Source organism: Ruegeria sp. CG8 (assembly GCF_056537165.1).
Map to the genome: position 1 here is coordinate 1 of NZ_JBQFRA010000008.1, position 25,675 is coordinate 25,675.

23 protein-coding genes and 1 tRNA gene are annotated in these 25,675 nt (G+C 61.0%); 13 read left to right on the top strand and 11 right to left on the bottom strand.

Features of this window, described 5'->3' with window-relative positions; genetic code table 11:
• The first annotated feature begins 11 nt into the window (after positions 1–11).
• A tRNA-Met gene (locus tag ACR0EF_RS18130) sits at positions 12–88 on the top strand.
• Positions 89–253: 165 nt separating this feature from the next.
• Here the strand turns inward: ACR0EF_RS18130 and ACR0EF_RS18135 are convergent.
• The 4 genes from ACR0EF_RS18135 to gntH all read right to left on the bottom strand — a co-directional run bounded on the left by ACR0EF_RS18135 (position 254) and on the right by gntH (position 5,793).
• Positions 254–1,486 carry a DUF3179 domain-containing (seleno)protein gene (locus ACR0EF_RS18135; RefSeq protein ID WP_170373438.1) on the bottom strand — a complete coding sequence of 411 codons (1,233 nt, stop codon included), beginning with the start codon at positions 1,484–1,486 and terminating at the stop codon, positions 254–256.
• A 47-nt stretch (positions 1,487–1,533) separates the two neighbouring features.
• Complete coding sequence (locus ACR0EF_RS18140) at positions 1,534–3,162, bottom strand: sulfatase-like hydrolase/transferase (RefSeq protein ID WP_254438896.1); 1,629 nt, start codon at positions 3,160–3,162, stop codon at positions 1,534–1,536.
• A gap of 173 nt (positions 3,163–3,335) precedes the next feature.
• A complete protein-coding gene (locus tag ACR0EF_RS18145) occupies positions 3,336–4,316 on the bottom strand; it encodes a CobW family GTP-binding protein (RefSeq protein WP_170337610.1) in 981 nt (326 codons plus the stop codon).
• A gap of 4 nt (positions 4,317–4,320) precedes the next feature.
• Positions 4,321–5,793, bottom strand: a complete 1,473-nt coding sequence (gene gntH, locus ACR0EF_RS18150) for a guanitoxin biosynthesis MBL fold metallo-hydrolase GntH (RefSeq protein WP_217353659.1) — start codon at positions 5,791–5,793, stop codon at positions 4,321–4,323.
• Positions 5,794–5,870: 77 nt separating this feature from the next.
• On the opposite strand from gntH, the gene ACR0EF_RS18155 reads away from it, so the two are divergent.
• The 7 genes from ACR0EF_RS18155 to ACR0EF_RS18185 all read left to right on the top strand — a co-directional run bounded on the left by ACR0EF_RS18155 (position 5,871) and on the right by ACR0EF_RS18185 (position 10,584).
• Positions 5,871–6,044 (top strand): hypothetical protein, encoded by a 174-nt coding sequence (locus ACR0EF_RS18155; protein WP_480771330.1) that lies wholly within the window; start codon positions 5,871–5,873, stop codon positions 6,042–6,044.
• Between the two features lie 92 nt (positions 6,045–6,136).
• A complete protein-coding gene (locus tag ACR0EF_RS18160) occupies positions 6,137–7,471 on the top strand; it encodes a tetratricopeptide repeat protein (protein ID WP_170373436.1) in 1,335 nt (444 codons plus the stop codon).
• A gap of 283 nt (positions 7,472–7,754) precedes the next feature.
• Complete coding sequence (locus ACR0EF_RS18165) at positions 7,755–8,204, top strand: c-type cytochrome (protein ID WP_170370964.1); 450 nt, start codon at positions 7,755–7,757, stop codon at positions 8,202–8,204.
• Between the two features lie 24 nt (positions 8,205–8,228).
• Positions 8,229–8,549: a hypothetical protein gene (locus ACR0EF_RS18170; RefSeq protein ID WP_170370963.1), complete on the top strand. Its 321-nt coding sequence runs from the start codon at positions 8,229–8,231 to the stop codon at positions 8,547–8,549.
• 54 nt (positions 8,550–8,603) lie between these two features.
• Positions 8,604–9,176, top strand: coding sequence for a c-type cytochrome (locus ACR0EF_RS18175; protein WP_170337416.1), 573 nt, complete (start codon positions 8,604–8,606; stop codon positions 9,174–9,176).
• Positions 9,177–9,185: 9 nt separating this feature from the next.
• A complete protein-coding gene (locus ACR0EF_RS18180) occupies positions 9,186–10,085 on the top strand; it encodes a c-type cytochrome (protein ID WP_170373435.1) in 900 nt (299 codons plus the stop codon).
• Positions 10,072–10,584, top strand: coding sequence for a c-type cytochrome (locus ACR0EF_RS18185; RefSeq protein WP_437342552.1), 513 nt, complete (start codon positions 10,072–10,074; stop codon positions 10,582–10,584). The genes ACR0EF_RS18180 and ACR0EF_RS18185 overlap by 14 nt, the downstream gene beginning before the upstream one ends.
• 98 nt (positions 10,585–10,682) lie before the next feature.
• Here ACR0EF_RS18185 and ACR0EF_RS18190 read toward each other — a convergent pair whose 3' ends face one another.
• From ACR0EF_RS18190 to ACR0EF_RS18205, 4 genes are all read right to left on the bottom strand, one after another.
• Positions 10,683–11,462: an IclR family transcriptional regulator gene (locus ACR0EF_RS18190; protein ID WP_170337627.1), complete on the bottom strand. Its 780-nt coding sequence runs from the start codon at positions 11,460–11,462 to the stop codon at positions 10,683–10,685.
• Positions 11,463–11,473: 11 nt separating this feature from the next.
• A complete protein-coding gene (locus ACR0EF_RS18195) occupies positions 11,474–12,832 on the bottom strand; it encodes a TRAP transporter large permease (RefSeq protein WP_170370961.1) in 1,359 nt (452 codons plus the stop codon).
• Complete coding sequence (locus ACR0EF_RS18200) at positions 12,832–13,497, bottom strand: TRAP transporter small permease (RefSeq protein WP_170370960.1); 666 nt, start codon at positions 13,495–13,497, stop codon at positions 12,832–12,834. The genes ACR0EF_RS18195 and ACR0EF_RS18200 overlap by 1 nt, the downstream gene beginning before the upstream one ends.
• A gap of 66 nt (positions 13,498–13,563) precedes the next feature.
• Positions 13,564–14,802 (bottom strand): TRAP transporter substrate-binding protein, encoded by a 1,239-nt coding sequence (locus ACR0EF_RS18205; protein WP_093962894.1) that lies wholly within the window; start codon positions 14,800–14,802, stop codon positions 13,564–13,566.
• 108 nt (positions 14,803–14,910) lie between these two features.
• On the opposite strand from ACR0EF_RS18205, the gene ACR0EF_RS18210 reads away from it, so the two are divergent.
• Positions 14,911–16,506 carry a GMC family oxidoreductase gene (locus tag ACR0EF_RS18210; protein WP_170370959.1) on the top strand — a complete coding sequence of 532 codons (1,596 nt, stop codon included), beginning with the start codon at positions 14,911–14,913 and terminating at the stop codon, positions 16,504–16,506.
• 44 nt (positions 16,507–16,550) lie between these two features.
• Here the strand turns inward: ACR0EF_RS18210 and ACR0EF_RS18215 are convergent, their stop codons facing one another.
• Entirely contained in the window at positions 16,551–17,753 is a 1,203-nt protein-coding gene (locus ACR0EF_RS18215) for an APC family permease (protein ID WP_254438895.1), read from the bottom strand.
• A gap of 385 nt (positions 17,754–18,138) precedes the next feature.
• Here ACR0EF_RS18215 and ACR0EF_RS18220 point away from each other — a divergent pair, with 385 nt between their 5' ends.
• Together ACR0EF_RS18220 and ACR0EF_RS18225 are read left to right on the top strand one after the other, a co-directional pair.
• Entirely contained in the window at positions 18,139–19,527 is a 1,389-nt protein-coding gene (locus ACR0EF_RS18220; RefSeq protein WP_170370958.1) for a bifunctional enoyl-CoA hydratase/phosphate acetyltransferase, read from the top strand.
• On the top strand, positions 19,524–20,771 hold the full coding sequence (locus ACR0EF_RS18225; protein ID WP_170370957.1) for an acetate/propionate family kinase: 1,248 nt from the start codon (positions 19,524–19,526) through the stop codon (positions 20,769–20,771). Before ACR0EF_RS18220 ends, ACR0EF_RS18225 begins: the two co-directional genes overlap by 4 nt.
• Before the next feature lie 222 nt (positions 20,772–20,993).
• On the opposite strand, the gene gph is transcribed toward ACR0EF_RS18225, so the two are convergent.
• Positions 20,994–21,668, bottom strand: coding sequence for a phosphoglycolate phosphatase (gph, locus tag ACR0EF_RS18230; protein WP_170366743.1), 675 nt, complete (start codon positions 21,666–21,668; stop codon positions 20,994–20,996).
• 220 nt (positions 21,669–21,888) lie between these two features.
• Here gph and hemP point away from each other — a divergent pair, with 220 nt between their 5' ends.
• A complete protein-coding gene (hemP, locus tag ACR0EF_RS18235) occupies positions 21,889–22,056 on the top strand; it encodes a hemin uptake protein HemP (protein ID WP_005978533.1) in 168 nt (55 codons plus the stop codon).
• Complete coding sequence (locus tag ACR0EF_RS18240; protein WP_170370955.1) at positions 22,053–22,529, top strand: hypothetical protein; 477 nt, start codon at positions 22,053–22,055, stop codon at positions 22,527–22,529. The genes hemP and ACR0EF_RS18240 overlap by 4 nt, the downstream gene beginning before the upstream one ends.
• A 43-nt stretch (positions 22,530–22,572) precedes the next feature.
• On the opposite strand, the gene ACR0EF_RS18245 is transcribed toward ACR0EF_RS18240, so the two are convergent.
• On the bottom strand, positions 22,573–25,638 hold the full coding sequence (locus ACR0EF_RS18245; protein ID WP_170373434.1) for an aminotransferase class III-fold pyridoxal phosphate-dependent enzyme: 3,066 nt from the start codon (positions 25,636–25,638) through the stop codon (positions 22,573–22,575).
• Positions 25,639–25,675: the final 37 nt, after the last annotated feature.

The window sequence follows — 25,675 nt, forward strand, 5'->3', positions numbered from 1 at the left end:
ACCCAAAGTGTCGCGGGATGGAGCAGCCCGGTAGCTCGTCAGGCTCATAACCTGAAGGTCGCAGGTTCAAATCCTGCTCCCGCAACCAAAATCACAAAATCAAAACTATCCACAAAACCCAAGCTGTGGACCAAGGCTAGTCCTGTACCAATAGGGTAATGTCTTGGGACGCGAAGCAGATGCGCTTTAGGAATGTTTCTCCGAAAGCGTTGCGCTGTGGCGCCGCACCTTCACGCTCGATGAGCCAATCCGCCTAACTTACGTTCGCGCTACCGCCGATGCGATTGACATCTGTGTTGGGAAAGAACTCTGCCCAGACGTGCCAGAACAAACCGGCACGCAAGGTTTCAACCCGCGTGAGTTGCCCCTGATCGCTATTTCCCCAAAAGTCACATCGCTTTACTGGCTTTCCGCTGTCGTTGTACCAGACCCCGAGGCTTTCGAAATGTGGGTCTATTTGCACCACAAGATCACGCCCACCGACTTGTGTGTTCACTAGCCAGTTCTGATCAACCACGAAGTCGTCGGTCCAACACACGGCATCCGACCCGATGGTCACGCCCCAAACAGGTGTCTTGTTGGGCAGGCGTGTGTCGGGCGCGTGCTCCATGTTGTCCATGACGGGGTCAGCCTCTTGATGCTGCCTGGCGATCCCCCATCCGAAAATGATCTCTAGCGCCATGTCGAGCAGTCTCAGGAACGGGTTGCTTGACGGCTTGTTCAGAAAGACCTCACCTTCCGGATAGGCTTTCTTGAAGCCACGGAATGTCATGCGGAACGTTGGCCATGGCTTCATTTGAGCTTCCGGGCGCAATGGACAGGCGGGACCGTCCGACGCGGTGTCCCGATCCGCTTCTCGGAACCCATAGATGTGTTGAATCGGTTCCCCGGTGTCGTTGTCCCGCAGGATCAGGTTGTTGCCATGTTGCGCAAGAACTTGAAGGTTCAGCCGCTTTCCTTCGATGGATGGCCTGTAACCCTGGCCAAGATTGGCCATTGCACAATAGGTCATGACGATGTCTTCGCCCCCAAGCCCCTTGGCGTCGCCGGCCAGGTGAGGCCGCATGATCTGGGCGTCAGGATGTGCCCGGGCGTGATCGCCGTTTGTCATCACGATCACGGGCGCGGTCGGTCCGACGAATCGTTCCGCTTCGGCAATGCTGTAATACCGGGCTGTGTTGAGCTGGTTTCTCAACCCTAAATGGACCCACACATAGGGAAAGCCATACAGAACCAATGCCAGAGCCGCGCCCAACCACCAGATCGCGCCGATGCCAGCACCGAACGCAAAGTAGGCTATGGTCGCAACCGCAAAAGCCGCAAGGCCAAGCCCGATCAACCGATATTCGTTGCGAATGAAGCGGATCATGTTTTCTCGCTTTACCTTCAGCAACATCTGGGAGACGTCACCGAGGTCACGGAAATAGAGAAAGCCAATCCCGAGCGAGATAGCGAGTCCGATATAGAAGATCAGGTTGGCAAGCATGGAGGTGCCTCTTGAACGTGGCGGGCCGACGTGAGGTCGGACCGCAGTTAGCGTTCGACCGCAGCCTGTTTGGTCAGAAAGGCTTCGACCGCGGCAACGGTTTCCGGGCGCAGGTTTTCGATGCCTTCATACGGCACGCCGCGCGCAGGTTCGGTATCAGGATACAGCTTCTTTCGGGCAAGATGCCGGCCCAGAATGCGCTGGAATTCCTGGCCGCCCCACGCGCCGACTTCGGTCGAAACCGGGTACTTTTCATGCGTATCCCGATAAATATCGAAGAAATTCGCCAGAATTGCACTTTCTCCGGCACCCGGAAGGTTCAGTTTCAACTGGTCCTTCACGATCGCCTTCGGGGACGCCACCGAATAGATGATCACGTGATCGCGCCGCGTTTTCGACTCATCGCCGAACAGGATTGACGCGGATTGGTCCACTCCATCCACAAGCCTGTCCCGCGGGATGAACGCGTCGGCGCCCGCCAGGCGGGACAGGGTCGTATACAGATCCGACACATGGATGATGTTGTTCACGATCGAGTCCGCCTCGATCATTCCGGGCCAGCGGATGAAGGCATCCACACGTACGCCGCCTTCTGTCGTATCTCCCTTGCCGCCGCGGAAAATCATCGGCGTGAAACCTGACTGTGGGGAATATTTCGTGAAGTGCCCGTTGTCGCCCATCAGCACCACAATGGTGTTTTCGGCTACGCCGAGCGTCTCCATCTCGTCAAAGAGCACGCCCAGATATTCGTCCAGCAGTTGCAACTTGTCGGCGTAAAGGCCGCCATTCACGCTTTCGGGGCCGTCGCGTCCTGCACGCGTGTTGTCCAGCGGGATCATCGGCCAGTATTGCAGAAAGAAGGGGGTGTCGCCGCCTGCCAGCCGCTGCAGTTCAGACAGCGCCTTGAGCTGGAACTGTTCGTTCATCTCATCATATTTTTCTGCGTCCCACCGCTCGCCGGGCTGCATGCGGATTTCGCGGATTGGACCGCCGGCCTCACCTTCGATGACGGTGGCCATAGCGGCAGGATCGGGGCGGAACCAATCGTCTACGATATAGTCCTCTTCGAAGTCCTGGATACCGACCGAGACCTGCTCGCGGATGGCGTCATCGTTGAAGATCGTCAGCTGACCCTGTTGATGGATGGCATGCTGCGCATAGTCGAAACCCTGGTTCATCGCCCAGCTTTCCGCGATATCACCCATATGCCACTTGCCGACATGGCTGGTGGCATAGCCGGCCTTTTTCAGAACCTCTGCCAGCGTGACCTCATCTCCGGGAAGGCCAAAGCCGGCTATGTCGACCGTGGTATCGCCCATGCCCATGCGCACCGGCAGGCGCCCGGTCATCTGGGCCACGCGCGTCGGCGTGCACGAGGGCTCGGTATACATTCGAACCATGCGCATGGCTTCGTCCGAGAACGCATTGATGTTGGGGGTCTCAATTCCGCGTACCGCATTCAGTTCGGGAATGCCCATGTCGCCGAAACCCAGATCGTCGATCAGAATGGACACGATGTTGGGAGGGTTGCCAGCATTGCCTTCACGGAACTCTTCCAGCACCGCATCGACGGCAGCGTTGTCTTCAATCCACTGCTCGCCATTCTGCGCTTCCAGAATATAGTACTGTGCGTCATGGATGATCGGTGTGTCCTGCGCAAAAAGCGGGGAAGACAACAGGATCGAGATGGCCGGCGCCAAACAAAAGAGTCTTGTGAACATAAGGGTTTCCCCGCTGCAGGATGGTTGCGACTGCGACAAGTCTAATTATTTCTGTCCCTAAATCAAATTCAGGGGCGGTGGCATGAAGGCCGGTCACCCCGTTTGGGGGCAAACCACCGGCGTGATCACTAGGCTGTTTCGAACAGGGCGTCGGTGAGCACATGTTCCGAAAGCGCACCGGGCGCGCCGATTGCCACAAGCCGCGTCTCGGGCTTTCGGTCACCCCATGCGCCATCCCGTGAGATATCCATGCGCTTTCCGACGACCTGCACAAGAATGCGATGGTCCGGGTCCTCCTCGCTGAAAACGAATCCTTTGAGGCGATAGACGTCGCCCGGAAGCTTTCGAATTGCGCCTCTCAGCGATGACAGGCTGATGGGTTGCTCGGCCTTCATCATCGTTGTTGAAAAGCCGTCTGAATGATCAGCGTGTCGGCACCCGCAGTCAGGCCCATGCTCATGATGCTCCGGCACTTCTGTCTCAAGCTGTTCGGCGGCAAACCGGCCGACCGACAGCAATATGTTCAGCGGGACATCCGCATTGACCGCTTCGACCAGGCGATACCTGCGGAAACGCGAGCCGAGCCAGTCGTGCACTTTCTGGACTGTTTCTCTGCTGACCAGGTCCACCTTGTTCAAGATGACCATGTCGGAGAACGCGATTTGCCTGAGTTTCAACTCCATCTGCTCTGGTGCGGCGAACAGCTGCTCGGCGTCGACAAGGCACATGAGGCTGTCGAGCCGGATCATGTCCCGGAACTTCTGGTCCGTGAACGTCATCGCAATTGAAGACGGATCAGATACGCCACTGGCCTCGAGGACGATGTATTCCGGTTTCTCCGGTCGGGCGAGAACGGCCTCGACCGTTTCGATCAGGTCATCCCGGATCGAGCAGCACACACACCCATTCGCCAGGCTCATCACATCGTCTTCCAGGCCAACCACAAGATCAGCATCCACATTGATCGAGCCGAAATCGTTGACCAGAACCGCAACCCGCAGACCATGATTGCCGGTCAGGATGCGGTTCAGTAGGGTTGTTTTCCCCGCCCCGAGAAAGCCGGTCAGAATTGTGACCGGAATTGCCGCAGTCGAACCAAACTCGATCATACTGTCACTCCGTCTTCTTCTTGCGGTTTGGAATGACGTCGTCGGTCTTGATCACAAAGTCGCTGGGCCATTCGGGATTGGGCGCGCGGAACACGTCGGAGGGGTAGTATTCCTTGGGGTCGATCTCCATGTCGCGGTACTTTTGGTCCTGCTGTTCGGCGCGCGATGACCGCGGGGCAGGTGGCTTGATTTCATCGGGCAAGGTGATCTTGCCTTCGGCTTCCATCTTGCCCAATTCACGGAACGGTGCGACCGAGCCTGACTTGCCGGGCAGTGTCGCCTTCCGATACCAGATCGCATCTTTTGTGACGTTGACCACGGCCACGTCCAGACCCCAGGCGAACAGCCCATCATAATGGGCCCGGATACCCGCCAGCATCTCGGCATCAATGTCCTCGTCCTGCGTGTAATGGGTCACCATCGCAAGCCGGGGGCGTGCCTCAGCCATCATCTTGCCAACCGCATAATGCGAGGTGTGATGGGTATCGATCGTGTAGTTGAACAGCTCCTGCGGCAGGCCGTATTTGTAGGTCATCAACTGGCCGATATCCTGACCCGACATTTCGGTGACGAACACATCAACGCCTTTGCCGTATTCAAGGCTCAATTCATCCGGTCGGCCGTCCCCGGTCCAAACGAAGCTCAGGCCGTTCCAATCCAGGCGATACCCGACGGCGCCGTCCTTGGCATGGCTGCGTGGCCAAGAGCGCACGGTGACGCCATCTTCGTCATAGACGATGCCGCCTTCCTGACGGAAATCGAACTCGTTGACCTCGATTTCGTAACCGTCTCCAATCGGGAATACGTCGAAGGCCTCTAAATGCCATTTCAGCATTTGCTTCATGCCGTCCACCATGCCCGCCGTTCCAAGCTCGGGTGTCCGGCCGGACGGGCCGTGGATCCGCAGCGGCGTGTAGCCACCCGACCAGGCTCTGAACGGGTAGATATAGGGGATGTCGGCGTAGTGATCGACATGCAGATGCGTGATGAAGATATCGTTGATCAATTGCGCAGGCACCTGCATCCCGATGATGTTGCGCACACAGCCCGACCCGAAATCGAAGAAGAACCGTTTTCCATTGCCCAGCTCGACCATCACACAGGTGCCTGCCTGATCCTCACGCGGAGGAAACGGCGTTGACCCGCAGAACGAGATGCGCATCTCGTCGGGCCCCAATTCCTCGGAAAGCGGGAAATAGTTTGCGTTCGACCCGGTCATGTATTTCGTCGGCCGGAAGTACTCCGGCAGAGTGATGCCGCCGGCAGGCCGGCCGCCATAGGGGTTCTTCAGGCTTTCACCCAGAGGGCCGTCCCCCTCATGCGCCTGTGCTGCGCCGGAGCCGTAGCTGACAGCCCCCGTTGCCACCGCACCTGCCGCCAGCCCCTGCATGACATGCCGGCGCGAAGGGTTTTCGATTTCATCCGCTGGCTGGTTTTGCTCGTTTACGTGATCGTTGCTTTGGTCTTTGTCGGTCATTGCGATACCCTAAGTCGGATGCGTTTCGAAGATTGCGCTTCGCCAGACGACGAAGCTCGTTCACAAGTTCAGATTTGATGTGGGCCCATTCCTCGCGCTCGGACGCGGTGATCGACGTATCCTTGAGCTTTGCGCAGACTTTGCCGAAGTCCTCGATGGCCTCGCTCAGAAACGCGTCCGGCTCGAACTGGCTGGAAAGCGCAGTCGAAAGCTCGGGTAGCTCGTCTTTGAGGTCGTCCGTCACTGGATAAAGCCCGATTCCCACTATCTATTCTCGCATCAAGATGCGTGCGGTTGACCGGGGCGGCCAAGTGAGTCACCGTGAGTTGGGGGTGAGTTTGCAGTGAACCAAGCCAATGATTTATCGATAGATCAAGATGTTGGGCTGCCATCACCTGACCTGGTTCGGCAGGCGCTGCGTGACGTTGTTGCCAGCGCCGAGTTCCAAACTTCGCCCCGGCTTCAGCAGTTTCTGACCTATGTCGTCGAGGAAACCCTCGCCGGTCGCGGTTCCCAGATCCGCGGCAAGGCCATTGCCGTCGAAGTGTACGGCCGCAGCATTGATGGCAGCGGCGGTCGAAATCTGGTTCGGGTAGAGGCGAGGCGACTACGGCGTTTGCTGCGTGAGTTTTACGAAGACCATTGGGACGGCCAGGGCGTTCGGATCTTCGTCGATCCCGGCGGATACAAGCCGCGGTTTTCGCACCAAGCTTCCCCGGATGATCCGAAGTCAGACCTGGCAAGCCACGGCCCGCCCGGCGGGGCCAGGCACCTGCGTGGACTTCTGTTGGTCGGGCTGGGCGTTGTGGCCATGATCGTCATGCTGGGCATGTGGCTGGGACCCGGCAACGACGAGGTCGGGCAACCCTCCAACACCACCCGGCAGGCCGAACGGGCTGCGCTTGGTCAGCAATCGCTTGCCAGATTGCAGGCGGCCAACCTGGCGGATCAGGCGCGGGGGATGTTCTTTCCGGTCTTCGATGTCAAACGCCAGCAGATCGCCCTGGGAATGTTCCAGCATTCCACCGGGCTCGACCCGGCCTTGCCCGATGGCTATGCGGGAATGGCTCAGGTCTTGGCCACACTGGCTCTGCTGTCTCAAGACGAGGACACACGAGATGATCTGTTGCGCCAAGCATCCCAAATGTCAGGAACGGCGCTTGAGTTGTCGCCGTCGGGTGCATGGGCCAATGCCTCGAATGCGTGGCGATTGGCGGTGTCGGGCGATGCGGATGAGGCTTTGAATTACGCGCGCCTGTCTGCCGAACTTGCGCCTGAAGATGGGCATGTACTTGACCTTGTCGGAATTGCCGCCCTGATTGCGAACGAGCCTGAACTAGCGGCGGAGGTCAGCAATCCGTCGCGGGTCAGATCAGGGTCCGGCCGATTTGGGGCGAGAAATATCTGGGGCGTATCGCAGCTTGTGCTCGGGAACTACGAAAACGTTGTCGATGCCTTTCAGGGTGCGCCTGCTGCAGGAGCGCCCGTAAGCGGGCCATCACTTTTGTTCCAGGCCGTCGCTCATGATCAGCTGGGCAATTTTGACGAAGCGCAAAGACTTGTTGATGAGTTGGAGGCCACGTGGCCGGATTTTCCGTCCGAATTTCTGGTGCAAAGGATCTTTCCGGGTGACGCCGATATACGGAAGAAGATACTCGGATCTCTGGCGAAGTACTGACAGACCCGTCGCAGCCTGCGCCGCTAAGAAGTCTTCAAGTTCCAAGTGATGGCTTCGTGCGCGGCCCAGCTCGGCGTTGACGTTTCGGTGCTGCAGTCCATCGTCGGCTTTGGGGAAACTTGCGGCAAACTTTTCTTGACCTTCCAGCGCGGGAATGGGGCAGACAGTCCCCCCGAAACTGTGCGCAAGGCGGCAAGACCGGCAGGTCAAGCAGGTTTGATCAGTGTCAGACCGTTTTGGTGTCGCCCGCGCCAAGCCAAAAACAACCGAGTGAAACGAGCCGATGAACAAACTGACGCTATTGGTAGGCGGCGTTCTGATCGCAGGCGCTGCCGTGTTCGCCTACAACCTCAGCCAACAACCTGCAGGGCACTCGATGGAGGTGCCTGACACCTCGTCGCTGTCGCGGGGGGACCCGATCGCGCAAGTCAGCGTGCCGGCGACGTTCAGTGCGCCGGCCCAGATGGGCAAGGTTGCCTTTGACGTCAAATGCGCAGCCTGCCATGGGGCGAATGCCACGGGTTTGGAAGGCCTGGCTCCGCCCTTGGTGCACAAGATCTATGAGCCCAGCCACCACGGGGACGAGGCTTTTCAGCGGGCGGTTCAATATGGTGTTCAGGCCCACCACTGGCGCTTTGGCGACATGCCACCGGTCGCTGGCTTGACCCGTGCAGACGTGCAGGGCATCGTTGCCTATGTCAGGGAACTGCAGCGCGAGAACGGGATAAACTGAACCTTGCACAGTTGGGCGGACAGGATGATCGGACGGTGGGTTCTGGCCTTGGGCCTGGTTCTGGCCGGTATTCTGGTGTTCTCGGAACCCGCCTTTGCGCATGGGGGCGATGGGGGCACACATGCCGTCGTCGATCTGGAAGCATCCGACCCCGACCATGTCGAACAGGGCCACCCGGGCCATTGCCACGGCGGGGCCTTCTGCAACGGCGTGGCCATGACCGTGGCCGCGCCCGTCGTTTCCGCGCTGGTCTCAACGATCAACCGCCGTGCCATCCCGTCGGGCCAATACCGGATGTTGCCGGTGGCCCTGTTCGATCCGCCCCCGCCGCGCGCCGTGTCCTGAGTCAGGTAAGGCCTCTTCTGGGGGCGAGTTGAAGCAGACATACAGGACAAGACGATGACCCTTTTCAAGCTGACGACGGGCGCCGTGCTGGCGTCGATGATTGCCGTGACCGCCCTGGCGCATGGTGGCGCCACCGGGATCGTGAAGGAACGGATGGACGGCATGTCCGCCATGAAGGACGCCATGAAGACCCTGACGCCGATGATGCAGGGCAAGACGCCCTATGACGCCGCCACCGTCCGGCGCGCAGCCGAGGCGATCGGCCGCCATGCCGGCGACAGCATGACCCGGCTGTTCCCCGAAGGCAGCAACGGCATGCCCTCCGAGGCCAAACCCGCGATCTGGCAGGACTGGGACGCTTTCGCCGAACTGGCCGAACAGCTGCAGACCAATGCCGAGGGGCTGGCTTTGGCGGCCGACAACGGGCTGATGATGGCCGGTGCCGGGCAGGGGTCCGGCATGATGAGCGGATCGGGCATGATGGGTGGCGCCTCGATGATGGGGGGCGGGGCCATGATGGGCGGAACCCCCAAGCGCGAGGAGCTGTCCGAGATGCCCGCCGATGACGTGTTCATGATGCTGGGCCAGACCTGCTCGGCCTGTCACACGCGGTTTCGGTCGGAATAGGGTGCCACGATGAAACGCATCTATCGTCTGGGCCTTGCCTCTGCCGTTCTGGCAGCGGCGGGGCTGGCCGCCGTGATCGCGTGGCCGATCGGCCTGACGCCGCAACTGCCCGACCTGACAGGCGAGGTTGACCGCGGGGCCTACCTAGCGCGGGCGGGCGGCTGCATCGCCTGCCACACCAACTTCGCCGAGGGCGGCGCGCCTCTGGCCGGCGGCGTCAAGCTAAAGACACCCTTTGGCACGCTGTATTCCCCGAACCTGACCACCGACCCGGACCACGGCATTGGCGGCTGGACGATCGAGGAATTTGCCAAGGCTGTGCGTCAAGGCGTGGCGCCGGACGGGCAGCCTTATTACCCGGCCTTCCCGTACCCGTTCTACGCCGATTTCACCGATCAGGACATCGCCGACCTGTGGGCGGCTTTCCAGACCGTGCCGCCGGTGGCCACGCCGTCCCGCGCGCAAGAGATGGCCTTTCCCTTCAACCAGCGCTGGGGGCTGAAACTGTGGCGCGCGGCCTTCCTTGAACCTCCACGCACCGATCCGGTCCCCGGCAAAGGTGATGTGTGGAACCGCGGCCGGCTGCTGGTCGAAGGCGCCACCCACTGCGCCGCCTGCCACACCGGGCGCAATCTGCTGGGTGCCCGAAAATCGGATTCCGAGCGCTTCAGGGGCAGTGATGCATTGCCGGGCGGCGACAAGGCGCCGGCCATCGACTCTGCAACCCTGCAGAGGCGGGGCTGGACGGTCGACAGCCTGGCCTATGCCCTGCGCACAGGTATCATGCCCGACGGTGACGTATTCGGCGGCGCAATGGGCGAGGTCGTGACCTACGGCACCCGCTTCCTGACCGAAGAAGACCACCGCGCCATGGCCACCTGTCTGCTCGATGCCCATGACGAAGGGTAAAAAGGTGGAGCCGCCGCGCCGAGCGATCTCGCCAATGATGAAATGGGGTACACCGGTGGCCGTTGTGATCATCGGTGTAGCCAGCGCTCAATGGTGGATGTCAAAAGGGGTGCCTGACGGTGCATCCGCCGATCCGCTACGTGGGGCGGCGTTTTATGCCGAAAACTGTGCGTCGTGTCACGGGGCCAAGCTGGAGGGTCAAGCCGATTGGCAAACGCCTGATGCGGACGGCGTCCTGCCAGCCCCGCCGCATGATCGAACCGGGCATACCTGGCATCATGGCGATGGCCTATTGTTCGACTATACCAAGTTGGGCGGCGAGGAGATGCTCAAGCGAATGGGAGTCTCGGGGGTCCAAAGCGGAATGCCGGGATTTGCCGACAGCCTTGCCGATCAGGATATCTGGGACATCCTCGCGTTCATTAGGAACAGCTGGCCCGAACGTGAACGCGCGATTCAACGCCAACGCACGGAAGCGGAGCATCAGGCAGGCAACTGACTATTGCCGGGGTTGGCGCGTCAATTCTGTGTCTGCGCAAGTCGGTCGGGCGAGATCATTACTCGCCTCCGCACGGCTGGGACCCGTACAGGTCCACCCTATGAAGCAAGCAGACCCGACAGCTTGAGTGCCCCGGACTGCAGCAGTGGCAGGAATTGCTTTAGGCTTGTCAAATCGTGCCGCTGTGTGGGTGCGTGCACGGACAGAGTGGCCGCAAGCCGGTCATTCTCGTCAAAGACCGGAACCGCGACGGCGGCCATGCCGGGCATGAACTCCTCGTCGTCGGTCGAGTATCCATTCTGGGCGATTTTGGCGATCTCGGCACGCATGGCCGTGGGGTCGGTAATGGTTTTCTCGGTGTTTGCGGCCAGTCCGCGGGCCGAGAGAAACCCATCCAAGGTGTTTCGGCGCAGGGTCGAGAGGTACATCTTTCCGCTGGCGGTGCAGTGGAACGGCACTTGGGTCCCGATCGGCAGCTGGATTCTCAGCGGCCATTTGGTCTCGACCCGGTCGAGATAGATCATCCCCTCGCGGTCGGGGATGGCAAGGTTGCAGGTCTCACCAATTTCGTCGGCTACTCCGCGCAGAATGGCCAGGCGGGCCGTGCGCAGATGTTCGGACGAAACAGTGTTCACGGACATCTGCCGCAATCGGGGGCCGGGCCCATAGGACCGGCCGTCCAGATCACGTTGAAGGAACCCTTCGGCCTCGGCCGTCTGCAGCAGCCGGTGGACCGTCGGCTTTGCCAGACCCAACGCTTCGATCAGGTCTGCCGGTTTGACCGCGACCCCGCGCCGCGCGACCTCTTCCAAAATCAGCAACAGGCGTAGGTTCGTTGGAATCTGGGTATCCTTGTCTTGTGTGTCCGTCGCGGTCATCCGGCTACAGTCTAGTTTTTCGGCAGTAGTATCAAGGCCAGATCAGGCACCAGTGACACCAGAATCCAGACCGAGAGCAACGCCACCAGATAAGGCACCGTATACCGCAGAAGACGGAAATACGGCACGCCTGTAACTCCCGAGGCGACATACAGGTTCAGCCCGTATGGCGGCGTGATGAAACCAATGGATGCTCCGACAAGGAAGATCACCGAGAAGTGGATCGGATCAATCCCGACCGAAGCTGCGATCGGTGCCAGAATCGGGGCCAGAATGATGGTCACCGGCAGGCTTTCCAGAACCATGCCCGAGAAAAACACGATCACCATCGAGGTGAACAGAACAGCATGGTAGCCCCCCATCGAGGTCACGAAATTGCCGATCGTTTCCTGGGCACCCAACAGGGAAAGGATCTGCTGCATTACCACCGAGATGGCAATCAGAGGCGCCAGGATCCCGGTGATCTGTGCCGAACGGATGACGATTGACGGGATCTCGGGGATCGTGAAGCCCTCGACCACCAGCATTTCGGCAAAGCTCTTGTCCGTTGGGGAAACATCGTCGCGGGCGCCCATGATCCGGTTGATCGGATAACTCACCAGCCCGGCGATTACGCAGAAGCCAACGGTGACTCCGGCGGCCTCGGTCGGAGAGAACTTGCCGGTGTAGATGCCCCACAGCACAAGTCCGATGGCAAAAAAGCCCAGCCATGCGCCGAAGGCGGTTTTCAGAACGCGGTTCAGCTGCAGCGGGATCAGGTGACCCCAGCCGTTCATGCGGCAGATGATCCAGCAGGCAAACTGCATCCCGATCACCATCAGCGCGCCGGGCAGGATGCCGGCCACGAACAACTCGGAAATCGGCAGGTTCATCAGGAACCCATAGACGATGAAGATGATCGACGGCGGGATGATGATCCCGACCGTGCCGCCCGCTGCGGCGGTTGCCGCGCTGAAGCGTTCGTCATACCCGCCCTTGACCATCTCGGGGTGCAGCATCGATCCGATCGTAGCGGTCGTGGCCGAGTTCGACCCCGAGATCGCCGCGAACAACCCGCAGGCCCCAAGCGAAGCCATCGCCAGACCGCCGCGTATCCAGCCGAGACAGGCATAGGCGAAGTCGCTGAGCCTTCGGGCGATACCCGACTTGTTGATCAGGTCTCCGGTCAGGATGAAGAGGGGCATGGCCAGCAGCGCGAAGCCCTTGTTGAACACGTTCAAAAGCTCGGCGCCCATGTTGTCGAGCGTCAGGCCCAGAACAAACGAGCAGCCGATCACCCAATAGCCGATGACCAGAAAGACCGGCACGCCCAACATGAACAGGAATGTCACGCCGAGCGAAATCAAAGTAACCCAAGTTCCGTCTGCCATCAGTCTGCCCCGATCACGGCCTGCCTGATCAGCGGCTCGCCTGTTTTGAAGTTGCGCAGATCGTCCGCCAGGTTCTGGAACACGCGGCCGACCATAAGAAAGAATGACAACGGTGCAGCCAGCAGGAACCACCACTGCATGACGTTGTCCGTGCCCAGAACGATCTGGAAGTTGGACGCTGACAAGGCCACCAGCCGCGACGTGGTCACGATGACGATGACCGCGAAGATGAACCACAGCACCGCGTCCAGGATCAGGCAGGCCAACTGCCCGCCGCGTGGCATCGCGGTCCGGAATTCGCTGAAGCTCAAATGCGTTCTGAGGCGCACGTTGTAGGAGGCCCCGAACCACGCCATCACCATGAACAGCAAGGGTGGAATCGTTGTGGACCACGGCTCCTGGTCATTGAAGACGAACCTGTCGATCACGCCCCAGAAGATGATCAGCGCAATGGCGAGATAGGAATACACCATCACGGATCGTTCCAGATGGCGCTCGATGAAGGGAACCTTGCGATAGATCAGCATGACCAGAAGCCCGCCCAGCGCAGCGACTACGGCGCCGACAACCCACGCTGCGTCGGACTCCAACGCTGATTGAATTTCAAAGGAATCCTGGCTGAGAAAGGCGCTGAATATCGCGCCGATGTCTGCCCAAAATGACATGAACCCCGTCCTCCCAGTCGGTCTTCGGATGAACCGGCCCACGCGGGGCCGGTTCAAATCAGTTTATCAGGCTTGGCCCATCCACCAACGGCGCGGCTCGACATTTTCCGGCAGGGTGTCTGCCGGGATCTCGCGCGCGATGTCGTAGATCTCCTGATAGGTGTCGATGCCGCCGGCCCATTTGTTCAGGCGCTCGCGCCATTCCGCCCAGGGTTCCGGGTTGAAGTTCGGGGCACACATTTCCTCGGCCAGCTTGATCTGGTCGTCCGGCAGGAAGGCCGCACGCACACCGTTCTCGGCAAAGATCGTGTTGGGCAGCTGCGGATCCGAGAAGCCGACCGTGTTCAGCAGCGCGGCTTCGTTTGCACCCTGGATCAGGGCCTGCGTGAAGTAGGACGATTCCATGACCGCATCCTGCAACTCGCCGCCCAGGCTGTCGAAGACCTTGGCCGACATCGACGTGTGTTCGGTACCGCAGAAGAACTTGAGGTTGACCGACTGGGAAACGACCGGCGCCATGTTCGCATAGGCCACCGCCGATGCCCAGGTTTCGGCGCCATCGATCAGACCGGTCTTCAGCGCATCCAGCGTTTCTTCCCAAGCCACCGGAACCGGGTTCAGGTTCAGCAGCTGCATCGCGATCCGACCCAGCTGGGTGCCGGTTACGCGGTTCTTGGTGCCAAACAGCTCTTCCAGTTTGGTGACGGTGGGCTTGTCCGCAAAGGTCGACCCCATCTGAAGCCCGCGCAATTCGCAGTGGGTGAACAGGAACTTCAATCCGTGGCGCTTCTCGAGCGGCTCGCGCAGGATCCGCTGGCTGGCGGGGCTGTAGAAGAAATGATATTGCGCTGCGCGGCTTGGGAACATGTAGGCATAGTCCAACACGTTCAGATAGGGTGCGCCACCGGCCGAGTTCTGGGTCGAGGCCGCGTAAATGTCCACGATACCCTGCTGGGTTTTCTCGACACAGCTCAGCTGACCGCAGATCTGGTTGTCGCCGATGAACTCGATGCGAATCTCACCGTCCGTGCGCTCTTCGAGGTCGCGGGCGAATTCGATGGCGCCGGCCCGTTCGATGAGAAGGTTGCGCGTGTTGAAACCTGCCGCGCCGAATTTCAGCGTATGCTTGGGCTCTTTCGAGAACCGTTTTTCATACGTGGATTCAGCCGCCTGCGCGAGATTGGCAAGGCTCATGGCCCCACCGAAACCCCCTGCTGCCAGCAGAGTGGAACTCATGCCATAGCGTCCGGCAACGCGGAAAAAGTCCCGCCGTGAAATGCCACTTAACTTTCGTCCGATCTCCATTGCTATCCTCCCGTTTCGCAATTATTGAGACGTTTTGTATCAAAAAATGCTAGCTTAATTCATGCATCTTGCATAGGGTTTTTTTAGCAACTTCGGGAGGAGCCGATCATGGAAGTGGACTATGTGATTGTCGGTGCCGGTTCTGCGGGATGTGTCATCGCCAATCGGCTTAGTGCTGACCCCCAAACCAAAGTTGCATTGATCGAGGCGGGCGGACCAGACACCAACCCGTGGATTCACATCCCGGTCGGGTACTTCAAGACCATGCACAACCCCTCGGTCGATTGGTGTTATCGCACCGAGCCTGACCCGGGCCTGAATGGGCGTTCCATTGATTGGCCGCGCGGAAAAGTGTTGGGTGGGTCGTCGTCGTTGAACGGGCTTCTGTACGTTCGCGGACAAAAAGAGGACTATGACCGCTGGCGCCAGATGGGAAACGTCGGGTGGGGCTGGGACGATGTTTTGCCCCTGTTCAAACGCAGCGAAGATCAAGAGCGTGGAGAGGATGAGTATCATGGCGTAGGTGGGCCATTGTCCGTCTCCAATATGCGCATACAGCGCCCGATCTGCGATGCTTGGGTCGCTGCGGCACAGGCCGCAGGCTATCCGTTCAATCCCGACTACAACGGCGCCAACCAGGAGGGTGTCGGGTATTTTCAGCTGACCACGCGCAACGGGCGACGTTGCAGTGCAGCCGTCGCCTATCTCAAGCCCATCCGCAACCGTCAGAATCTGACGATCGTCACGCGCGCGCTGGTGACGCGGGTTGCCATGGACGGCAAGCGCGCAACAGGCGTTGTCTACCGCGATCGGTCGGGCGAAACCAAAACGGTGAAAGCCCGGCGCGAGGTCATCCTGTCCGGGGGGGCAATCAACTCTCCGCAGATCCTGATGCTGTCAGGCATTGGTGACCCCGATCATTTGAAGGCAAACGGAATCGAACCCGTTCACGCCTTGCCGAACGTAGGCAGGGGGCTGCAGGATCACCTGCAGGCGCGCCTGGTATTCAAGTGCAACGAGCCGACCCTGAACGATGAGGTGCGAAGCCTGTTCAACCAGGCCCGCATCGCGCTGAAATACGCGTTGTTCCGGGCCGGTCCCATGACCATGGCGGCCAGTCTGGCAACCGGTTTCATGAAGACCCGTCCCGATGTTCAAACCCCGGACATCCAATTTCACGTCCAGCCCTGGTCGGCGGACAGCCCTGGCGAAGGCGTGCACCCGTTTTCGGCCTTTACGATGTCGGTCTGCCAGCTCAGGCCGGAAAGCCGTGGAGAGTTGCGGTTGGACGGACCGGACCCCGCCAGCTATGTCAAAATCATCCCGAATTATCTGTCGACAGAAACCGATTGCCGAACGATTGTCGCGGGCGTCAACATCGCTCGCAACATTGCGCGCCACAATCCGTTGGCCTCAAAGATCTCCGAGGAGTTCCGACCGACGGCCGATCTGTCCTGTGACGACTATGAAGGTACGTTGGACTGGGCACGCTCGAATTCGGTGTCGATCTATCATCCGACCGGAACCTGCGCGATGGGCACGACCGACGCGGCCGTTGTCGGTCCTGATTTGAAGGTGAGGGGGATCGAGGGGTTGCGCGTGGCCGATTGCTCGATCATGCCGGAAATCGTCAGCGGAAACACCAATGCGCCCGCCATCATGATCGGCGAGAAAGCCAGCGATCTGATCGCGGGACACGGCTGACACGGCGTCTGTGGGCCAGTTATTGGCTGGGTAAGGTCAGAGCGTCATTCGACGGGCAATCCGAATACCGCGATTGCTGCGCCAAGAATGCAGAACAAAGCAAACACCAACGCGCGGAAGCGCAGGTTCTGCTGAGATGCCGACCGGGCCGCGATGCCGGCCTGCAGCGCGTAATAGGCTGCAAAGGCGCGCGACGCATAGCTGATGATTTCAAAGACATTCGATGTCCAGGTCAGTACCAACCCGACGCCGACCAGAACGGTATAGGCGGTCCGTTCAGAGACGCGCCCGCCTGAAATCTCGGACAGCAGTCCACCGGACCCGCTGGTATCCGCGACGGCGGCGCTGAACTGGGCCGACAGGGCCGCAATAACCAGAAGGACGGGCAGTATCGGGGCGACGACCTGCATCAGGTCAATGATCGCCGTTTCGTCCAGAACCAAGCCGCCCGGTTCGACCCAATAGGTCAACAGGCCGATATAGATCAGGTAAACCGCGCTTGCGATCAACTGGGCCCACCGCATGGAGCGAATGCGCGTCTCCGCATCATAGGCGTGGCCGAGGTAACGCGAGGTTTCAAATCCCTGCACGGTGACGATCAGGCCCGCCAACAACATGAACGCGTGCGAGCCGCGCTCGGCCGGCGGGTCAAAGACAAGCGCATCTTGGCTGTATTGCTCGGCGAAATACGTGGCAAGTCCGACGAGCAGCCCGGCGATGATTGCCAGTTTCAGGCCGACTGAAATCTGCTCCAACCGTTCCAGCGCGGAAAACCCCCGGGTGCAGCCAACGAAAAGGATCAGCACAAGCACGCCCGAGGTCACAAGGCGGGCATGAAACGCGTCATCCACCTGGGTCAGGCTCACGCCAAACGAGCCGAACAGGTTCAGGTAGTAGGCGACCGAAATGAAGTAGGCAAAAGCCAGGCTTGCCGAGGCGACCCTTTCGGCCCGCTCGATACCGGCGCCGCGGTCGGGCCTGTGCGCAATGTCGCGGATGTTGTATCGAATTGCGCTTCCGAACCCCCAGGCCGCTGCGCAGAGGCCAAGCATGGCCAGCGGGGCCAGATCGCCAAAACTGACGTCCAGGATTGGACCAAGAACAAGGAACCCGCTGCCGATGATCGACGCCAACGGGGTGATCGAAGCTCGCCACATCCGGGAACTGGCGACACGCGGCCAAACCAGAATGGCCAGGACCACCACCACCGCGGACAGGATCAGCGTATTCTGCAACTCGGTCGTCAAGGGAACGGTTCGGCCTCGCTAGTGCTCGTCGGGATGCCGCTGGTGGGGGCAATCGCTGAGGGGCGATCATGGTATGTGTACCGGCATCCAAGGTCGCTCAGATTTACCAACCAGCGGTATCCCGTTCAACTCTGGCGCTTGATTGTGCCGCGTTCCATCTCCTTTTTCGAAGCCAGATGGTTAGCGCGTCAAAAAAAACCGGGTGGCTGTCAACGTCTTGTTGCATCGCTCGTGCAAGGTCTTCCTGCGCGCCAATATGACGTGACGTGCCGGGGTATGAGTTGGACATTTCGCGTGCAATCCATCAGGTTCCGGGCAACACAGCTCCGGTCGCTCGGCCCTTGCATGGCCGCGTTCGGCGCGCAGCATTCGCAGGTTGAACCAGATGCAGTATCACAACAAACCCTATGATCAACTCAACATCGGGGACACGGCCGAACTGAAGCGTCTGTGCACCGAGGACGACTTTTATGCCTTTGCCGCGAATTCGGGCAATCACAACCCGCTGCACCTGGCCCATGAGGACGGGGATGGAGACGACCGGCCCGAGGCGGTGGCGCCATCGCTGTTCGTGGGCGCGCTGATCTCGGCGGTTCTGGGGAACATCCTTCCCGGGGCCGGGACGCTTTACAAATCGCAACAGTTCGACTTCGTGGGCCGTGCCATGGCCGGGGACGAGCTTTTGGCGCGCGTGGTCGTCACGGAAAAGCGTGCAAACCGCGAGGTGGTCTTGGATACCACCGTCACCCGTTGCAGGGATGACGCGGTCATCGTCAGCGGCAAGGCCGTGGTAATCGCCCCGGACCGCGCGCTGTCGTTCCGTGAAATCGAGGTTCCCGGCCTGATCGTTCAGCGGCACCGTCACTTCGACGCCTTGCTGGAGAAATCCCGGCCGCTGGATCCCATCCCGACCGCCGTCGTCGCGCCGGAGGACCCGAACTCGTTGGGCGGCGCGATCCTGGCTGCGCGGGAAACGATCATTGAGCCGATACTTGTCGGTCGCCCGGACCTGATCGGGCAGGCGGCGCAGGAACTGGGCGAAAAGCTGGATGGTTTCGAGATTGTCGTCGCGGAAGAGCACAGCGAAGCCGCCCGCATCGCCGTCGACCTTGTGGTCGAAGGCCGGGCCGGGGCGCTGATGAAGGGGCATCTGCACACCGATGATCTGCTGAGGGCCGCATTGCGGAAGGATCAGGGATTGCGCGCGGGCCGGCGCTTTACCCATGTTTTTGTCATGGACGTGCCCGGGCAACCACACCCGCTGCTGGTGACCGACGCCGCGATCAATATCGAGCCCGATCTGCAAACCAAGATCGACATCACCCAGAACGCGATTGATCTGGCGATCTCGATCGGGATGGAAACGCCCAAGGTCGGCGTACTGTCGGCGGTCGAGACGGTGAACCCGGCCATTCGGTCCTCGATCGACGCGGCGTTGCTGTCCAAAATGGCTGAACGGGGCCAGATCACAGGAGGCTTGGTCGACGGTCCGCTGGCCATGGACAATGCGGTCAGCATGGCCGCAGCACGGATCAAGGGGATTGTCTCGCCAGTGGCCGGACAGGCAGACATACTTGTGGTTCCGAACCTGGATGCGGGCAACATGCTGGCCAAACAGCTGACATATATCGCCAACGCCGAAGCGGCAGGGGTGGTTCTGGGGGCGAAGGTGCCGATCATCCTGAACAGCCGCGCGGATGACGACAAGGCGCGTTTGGCATCCTGCGCCGTGGCTGCTCTGCACGCCGCCCGCATTGCCGGGGGGCGGTCATGAGCCATGTCATCACGCTGAACGCAGGCTCGTCGTCTCTGAAGTTCGGGCTGTTTTCGTTGCCATCTGATGACCCGGTGGCAATATGCACCGGAATCGTGGACCGCATCGGCGCCGCTGGCGCGACCATCCGCGCCAAAACGTCGGATGGCCGCACGTTGGGCGGTGATGTGGCAGACGGGATTGCCGATCATCACGAGGCCCTGAACCATGTTCTGGACCTGATCGTCCAGCAATTTCCCGCGGCCAATATTGCAGCCGTCGGCCACCGCATCGTTCATGGTGGTCCTGACCACGATCAACCGATCTTGCTGACGCCGGAAAGCCTTGCAGCGCTTGACGAACTCTCGCCCTTCGCACCATTGCATCAACCTTATAACCTCAGCGGTGTTCGTGCCTCGGTCGAGCGGTTCCCCGATGCGGTGCAGGTTGCCTGTTTCGACACCGCCTTTCACCGCAGTCACCCCTGGGTCAACGATACGTTTGCCTTGCCGACCGAGTATTATGACAAGGGCGTTCGCCGCTATGGGTTTCACGGCCTCAGCTACGAATACATCTCGGGCCATCTGGCCAAAACCGCACCGCTGCTGCATGGCGGCCGGGTCATCGTGGCGCATCTGGGCAACGGCGCGTCGATGTGCGGTATGATCCACGGCCGCTCGGTCGGGTCCAGCATGGGGTTCTCGGCCATAGACGGTCTGCCGATGGGAACCCGATGCGGCCAGTTGGATCCCGGTGTCGTCCTCTACCTCATGGACCAGAAGGGCATGAGCGTGGATGAGATCACCGAACTTCTGTATCGCAAATCCGGTCTGCTGGGTCTGTCCGGTCTGTCCAGCGACATGCGCACGCTGGAAAAGTCTGACAGCGGCAGCGCGCGCCGGGCCATCAGCTATTTCAATTTTCGTGCGCGGCGTGAACTCGGTGCCCTTGCGGCTGTGCTGGGTGGGCTGGATGCGGTGGTGTTCACTGGTGGGATCGGCGAGAATTCTGCGCTGGTGCGCGAAAGGATTTGCGTCAACATGGGGTGGTTGGGGATTGAACTGGACCATGATGCCAATACGGACCACGCCCGGATCATCTCGACACCGCTGTCCCGGGTTCAGGTCATGGTAATCCCCACCAACGAGGAACTGGTGATCGCCCGTGCGGCTGCTCGCTTCGTCTATCCGCACATGTACGAGACGCTATTGGACAAAGCGAGCCCAGCAGCGCTACCACCGGCCGGTGGTTCGGGGCCTGAGTGATCAGACGCTAGACGTCAGCGAAGGGTCTTCGGCGAATTTTTCGCAAAAAATGTCTCTCTACGGGAAACCCCCAATTTCGGGCATAGGTGGGCTGGGCTATTGTCTGATTAACCAAGGTCAAACTTGGCCTACCACTTTCCCCGAAGAGGGGCTGGCTACCTACCCCCTCAGCCGGCCCCTCAAAAACCCCCAAAAAAGTTGAATCCCTTGACAGCCAAAGCCTTAGAGCCCGGTACCAGATAAGCCCGTGATGCGCATTGCCAGGTCAGGGAGGCGCGCAAAGTCGTCGAAGCTGGCCAAATGGGGAAGTTCCGAGACCGGCGACTTTCGATACCCTTCCGAATACAGAATAAATGGGACTTGGGCACGTTGGGCGGTTTCTGCGTCCACTTCGCTGTCGCCCACAAAGACCCGCGCGTCGTTTGTGCCCAGTGCCTCGAACGTGGCGGTCAGGTGGGCGGGGTCGGGTTTGCGGGATTTCACTGTATCTCCGCCGATCACCACGTCGAAGAACTGCGCCAGATCCAGAACCTCAAGGATATGCTGCGCGGGCGCTTCCGGTTTGTTGGTGCAGACCCCTAGCGCGATATTTGCAGCCCGCAGTCGTCGCAGAGCGTCTTTGACACCTGGATAAGGCCTGGTGATCGCACTTGATGCCTGGCTGTAATGGTTCAGCGTGACCTGTGTCAGTTCGGAATGGCGCTCAATGCTCAGTCCGCAGTGGAGGATCACGCGCTCAACCAGTTTTGGCAGACCATTGCCGACGAATCCCCGGATCGTTTCTTCGGGCAGGGGCGCATAGCCCTGATCGGCCAGCATCCGGTTCGCTGCTGCCGCAATGTCGGCCAGGCTGTCCACCAGCGTGCCATCCAGATCAAACACGATTGCCGCCGTCATCTCCGCTCCCGTCTCTAAGTGCCGAGACCCGGCCTAACGGGCCTGCCGCAAGGGCGCAATGGTTCGGTGTGCGAATAGCAGGAAACCGGCACTTGACATACCTTAGTATTTTTATCAGATTAAGCATGAAGACACGCAGCCAACCCGGTTCCGGGCCAGCCAGATCCATGAAAGTTGAACGGAAAAGGCGCTTTGCCTGAACACAACCGGAGATGACCCGATGAACGCGCAGAACCCGAATCCGACCCAAGCTTATGCCGTTTCGATGCTGCCGGCCCACAAGGCCGAGGACCTGACGCAGGGCGGCAACCTGGCCCATATCGAACTGGGCGACCAGCTGTATACCCTGCGCATCACCCGCGCGGGTAAATTGATCCTGACAAAATGAGCGGCGCATCGACCCGGGGCGGCGCCCCGGTCGGACGGCTGGCCGATCTGACCCCGATCGAGGCTGGCGCCGTCATGTACCTGCGGATGTGGAGTGACGGGGCCGCCGGCCGTGCCGACGCCGCACATGACTTCGACATCGCGCTGGGCGCCGATCATGGGCAGCTGGCCATGCTGGCGCTGGATCGTCTGTGCAGCCTGTGCGCCCATCACGCCCGCCGCCCCTTGATCCGGCACGGGCTGGGCTGCGCCTGTCTGGGCGCGGACGAAAGCTGTTTCGCGCAGATGATCGCTGCGGCCTCGGAAGGGGCGCGCGAGGATGCGATGATGCTGGCCGCCTTGATCGTACGCCCCGATTTCGCGCCCGCGCTGGCGTCACTGTCCGAAGAGTTCGGGCTGGCCCTGCGGCGTATGACCACCGCCATCCCATTGCCGACCACCGGCCATCAGACCCCCTCGGCCGTGCTGCACTGACGGCGCGGTTCAGTGCCCTGGCCGAACCCGGCCGGGGCGTATCTCAGCAGCAGCCGCACCCGTCATGGTGATGGGTGTGGTCGCAAACCGGAGCAGGGGCATAGTCGCCCACCTCGACCAACACAGACCGCAGCGCCCACAGAATCATGTCCACATCCTCGGCCTCGATGGTCAAAGGCGGGCGGATCTTCAGGATGTTGTCCTTCGGCCCCTCGCTGCCGATCAGGATGCGGTGGTCCCGCATCCGGTTCTTGACGTACCGGCAGATCTCGGTGCCTTCCGAGCCGTCGGGGTTGATCAGTTCGACCCCAAGAAACAGGCCCATCCCCCGCACGTCGCCCACGCAGGCGAACTCGGCTTCGATCGCGCGCAGACCATCCATCAGCCGTGCGCCCATCACGCGGGCATTCTCCTGCAGGCCCTCGTCATCGACGATGTCCAGCACCTCCTTGCCGATCCGGCAGGACAGGGTCGAGCCGCCGAAGGTCGAGAAGAACTCGATCCCGTTGTCGAAACTGTCGGCGATATCGCGCGTGGTGACCAGCACGCCCAGGGGGTGGCCGTTGCCGATGGGTTTGCCCAGAACCACGATATCAGGGGACGCGCCCTGATGTTCGAAGCCGAAATAGTACTCGCCCAGCCGGCCCAGGCCCGTCTGCACCTCGTCGGCGATGCAGACGCCGCCGGCGGCGCGGATCTTTTCGTAAACCGCTGGCAGATAGCCTTTTGGCGGGATGAACTGCCCTCCGACCGAGGGGAAGGTCTCGGCGATGAACCCCGCGACCCCGTGCCCCTTGCGCTGCAGGGCTGCAATCGCGTCGTCGACCAGGTCGGCATATTTCTGCGCGCGGTCGGGGTCATCACGTTTGAACCGGCCGCGATAATCGTCGGCCACCTCGACCAGTTCCACCCAATCGGCTTGGCCCACGCCGCCGGGCTTGTTGAATTTGTAAGCCGAAATGGCCACCGCCGCATTGGTGTTGCCGTGATAGCCGTGATCGGGCGTCACCATGCCCTTGGCCCCGCTATGCGCCCGCGCCAGGCGCAGGGCCAGCTCGTTGGCCTCGGTGCCCGAGTTGACGAAGAAGCACACCTGCAGGTGTTCGGGCAGTTTCGACAGCAGCTTGTCGGCAAACTCCACCTGCGCCGGATGCAGATAGCGGGTGTTCGAATTCATCCGCTTCAACTGATCCGCCGCCACGGCCTGAATGCGCGGATGCGCGTGCCCCACATGCGGCACGTTGTTGTAGGCGTCCAGATAGGGCCGCCCCCATTCGTCGAACAGGTGATGTTTCCACCCACGCACCAGCATCACCGGGTCGTCATAGGTCAGGCTCAGGTTGCCGCCAAAATGCGCCCGCCGTTTGTTCAGGATCTCGGCCTTGTCGGTCGGGCGATAGAAGACCTTCTCGTCGGGCAGGTTCAGCAGGGCCGCCGGGTTCGGGCAGACCGCATGCCACGGGTCCAGCTCGTCCGGGTCGGCGACGCCCGGCCAGTCGGCCTGCATGCCGTCCGTGGTCAGCGCCAGCTGGAAATGCACATGTGGCGCCCAGCCGCCATTTTGGTCGGCATCGCCCAACCGGGCGAATGCCGCCCCCTGCGCCACCGGGTCTCCGGGTTTCAGCCGGTCACAGACCTCGGGGTCCAGATGCCCGTACAGCGTATAGAACGCGTCACCCTCGGGGGTTTCGTGATGCAGGATCACCACGCCGCCATAGTCCAGATGGTTCGCCCGGTTCTCGACCGCCTCGACCCGCCCGCTCAGCGGCGCCAGCAAAGGCGTCCCCGCCGGCGCGAACACATCCACAGCCAGATGCACCGTGCGCCTGTCCGAGGCCTTCCACGGACCCTTGCGGAACGTCGGCTCGGCATAGATCAGGCGCGGTTCGTTGTAATAGCCCAGCCACAACCCGTCGCCGAATTCCGCGCCCACCCGCGCCGCCTCGTCCAGCGGCATGTGAAACGGGTTCTGCGGCCAGGTCGAGTTTTCGACTGACAGCGAACCCATCGGAACGTCCGACAGATCCTGTCCCAACAGCTGCGCAAACTGACCGCGATGTTCGGACAGGTACGCGTGAATGCGATCGGCCCCGTCGGTGACGGGCAGCCCGCAGGCCGCCCGCAGCCGCGCGGACATCAGCTCGCCATTGACCGAACCATCTTCGAGGAACCGCCAGGCCGGTGCCTGGCTGATCGTCACATACGGGTCGTCGGGGTTTTCGGCGGCCATCAGCGTGGAATTGACGACCGACACGGCCAGCCGCATCCGCAGCAGAGGCCAGAGCAAATCCACCTCCTGCGGGCGCAGCCGGTTTGCGGCGTGATAGCCCCGCACCAGCGCGGCCAGTGCCCGTTCAGGGCGGGGGTGATCCAGCACCACATACGCCCCAGCGATCGCCAGTTCGCACACCCGCGGCGCGGCGCACATGTCGCCCAAATCGATGAGGCCCGAAACCTGCCGGCGCTCCGACAGCTCTCCTTCGACCAGGATGTTGTAGTCATTCACGTCATTGTGGATGGCCTGCCGGGGCAGCTCGGCCAGCATGTCCGCGACGGCATCGAACTGTGCACAAATCTCGCGCAGAAGGGCCGCGCGATCGGGGTCGGCAACCGCATCCAGCTTGTCAGCGATCCAGCCGGCCTGGGTCAGGTCCCATTTGAACTCCGGCCGCTCCAGGCCGGGATGCGAAAACCGCTCCAGCGCCCGATCGGTTGCTCCCAAGACCCGGCCCAGTTTCAGGATCAGGTCCTCGGATTTCGGCACCGTCTTGGCATAGCACCGGCCCGGCAGCCTTTCCAACAGCCACGCCAGACGAGGCCGTCCCACGTCGTCGTCGATCTGCAGCAGCAAACCGCCGTCCAGACCGGGGATGACCTTGGGAAACGGTAGCCCCGGGGCCTCGGCCGCGATATGCTCCAACGCCTTGATCTGCAGATCCACCAACTGCGAGTCACACCCGGCCCGCATGACCTTCAGAACATAATCCTGCCCATTGGTGGCTTGCACCAGGAAATTCAGGTCATACTCGCCATCCAGCCGCGAGAGCCGGGCGTCCAGCCCCCAGACCCGCCGCAGCGCGGCCGCCCAAAATTCACTGATGTCATTCATTCGAACTTCCGCCCCGTGCGCGCCGGAGCCCTTTTCA

Bases quoted from the DNA above. Each gene is read 5' to 3' on its own strand.
- ACR0EF_RS18135 (WP_170373438.1), bottom strand. From the start codon at position 1,486: ATGCTTGCCAACCTGATCTTCTATATCGGACTCGCTATCTCGCTCGGG.
- ACR0EF_RS18145 (WP_170337610.1), bottom strand. From the start codon at position 4,316: ATGATCGAGTTTGGTTCGACTGCGGCAATTCCGGTCACAATTCTGACC.
- gntH (WP_217353659.1), bottom strand. From the start codon at position 5,793: ATGACCGACAAAGACCAAAGCAACGATCACGTAAACGAGCAAAACCAG.
- ACR0EF_RS18155 (WP_480771330.1), top strand. From the start codon at position 5,871: ATGTGGGCCCATTCCTCGCGCTCGGACGCGGTGATCGACGTATCCTTG.
- ACR0EF_RS18165 (WP_170370964.1), top strand. From the start codon at position 7,755: ATGAACAAACTGACGCTATTGGTAGGCGGCGTTCTGATCGCAGGCGCT.
- ACR0EF_RS18170 (WP_170370963.1), top strand. From the start codon at position 8,229: ATGATCGGACGGTGGGTTCTGGCCTTGGGCCTGGTTCTGGCCGGTATT.
- ACR0EF_RS18175 (WP_170337416.1), top strand. From the start codon at position 8,604: ATGACCCTTTTCAAGCTGACGACGGGCGCCGTGCTGGCGTCGATGATT.
- ACR0EF_RS18180 (WP_170373435.1), top strand. From the start codon at position 9,186: ATGAAACGCATCTATCGTCTGGGCCTTGCCTCTGCCGTTCTGGCAGCG.
- ACR0EF_RS18185 (WP_437342552.1), top strand. From the start codon at position 10,072: ATGACGAAGGGTAAAAAGGTGGAGCCGCCGCGCCGAGCGATCTCGCCA.
- ACR0EF_RS18190 (WP_170337627.1), bottom strand. From the start codon at position 11,462: ATGACCGCGACGGACACACAAGACAAGGATACCCAGATTCCAACGAAC.
- ACR0EF_RS18195 (WP_170370961.1), bottom strand. From the start codon at position 12,832: ATGGCAGACGGAACTTGGGTTACTTTGATTTCGCTCGGCGTGACATTC.
- ACR0EF_RS18200 (WP_170370960.1), bottom strand. From the start codon at position 13,497: ATGTCATTTTGGGCAGACATCGGCGCGATATTCAGCGCCTTTCTCAGC.
- ACR0EF_RS18205 (WP_093962894.1), bottom strand. From the start codon at position 14,802: ATGGAGATCGGACGAAAGTTAAGTGGCATTTCACGGCGGGACTTTTTC.
- ACR0EF_RS18210 (WP_170370959.1), top strand. From the start codon at position 14,911: ATGGAAGTGGACTATGTGATTGTCGGTGCCGGTTCTGCGGGATGTGTC.
- ACR0EF_RS18220 (WP_170370958.1), top strand. From the start codon at position 18,139: ATGCAGTATCACAACAAACCCTATGATCAACTCAACATCGGGGACACG.
- ACR0EF_RS18225 (WP_170370957.1), top strand. From the start codon at position 19,524: ATGAGCCATGTCATCACGCTGAACGCAGGCTCGTCGTCTCTGAAGTTC.
- gph (WP_170366743.1), bottom strand. From the start codon at position 21,668: ATGACGGCGGCAATCGTGTTTGATCTGGATGGCACGCTGGTGGACAGC.
- hemP (WP_005978533.1), top strand. From the start codon at position 21,889: ATGAACGCGCAGAACCCGAATCCGACCCAAGCTTATGCCGTTTCGATG.
- ACR0EF_RS18240 (WP_170370955.1), top strand. From the start codon at position 22,053: ATGAGCGGCGCATCGACCCGGGGCGGCGCCCCGGTCGGACGGCTGGCC.
- ACR0EF_RS18245 (WP_170373434.1), bottom strand. From the start codon at position 25,638: ATGAATGACATCAGTGAATTTTGGGCGGCCGCGCTGCGGCGGGTCTGG.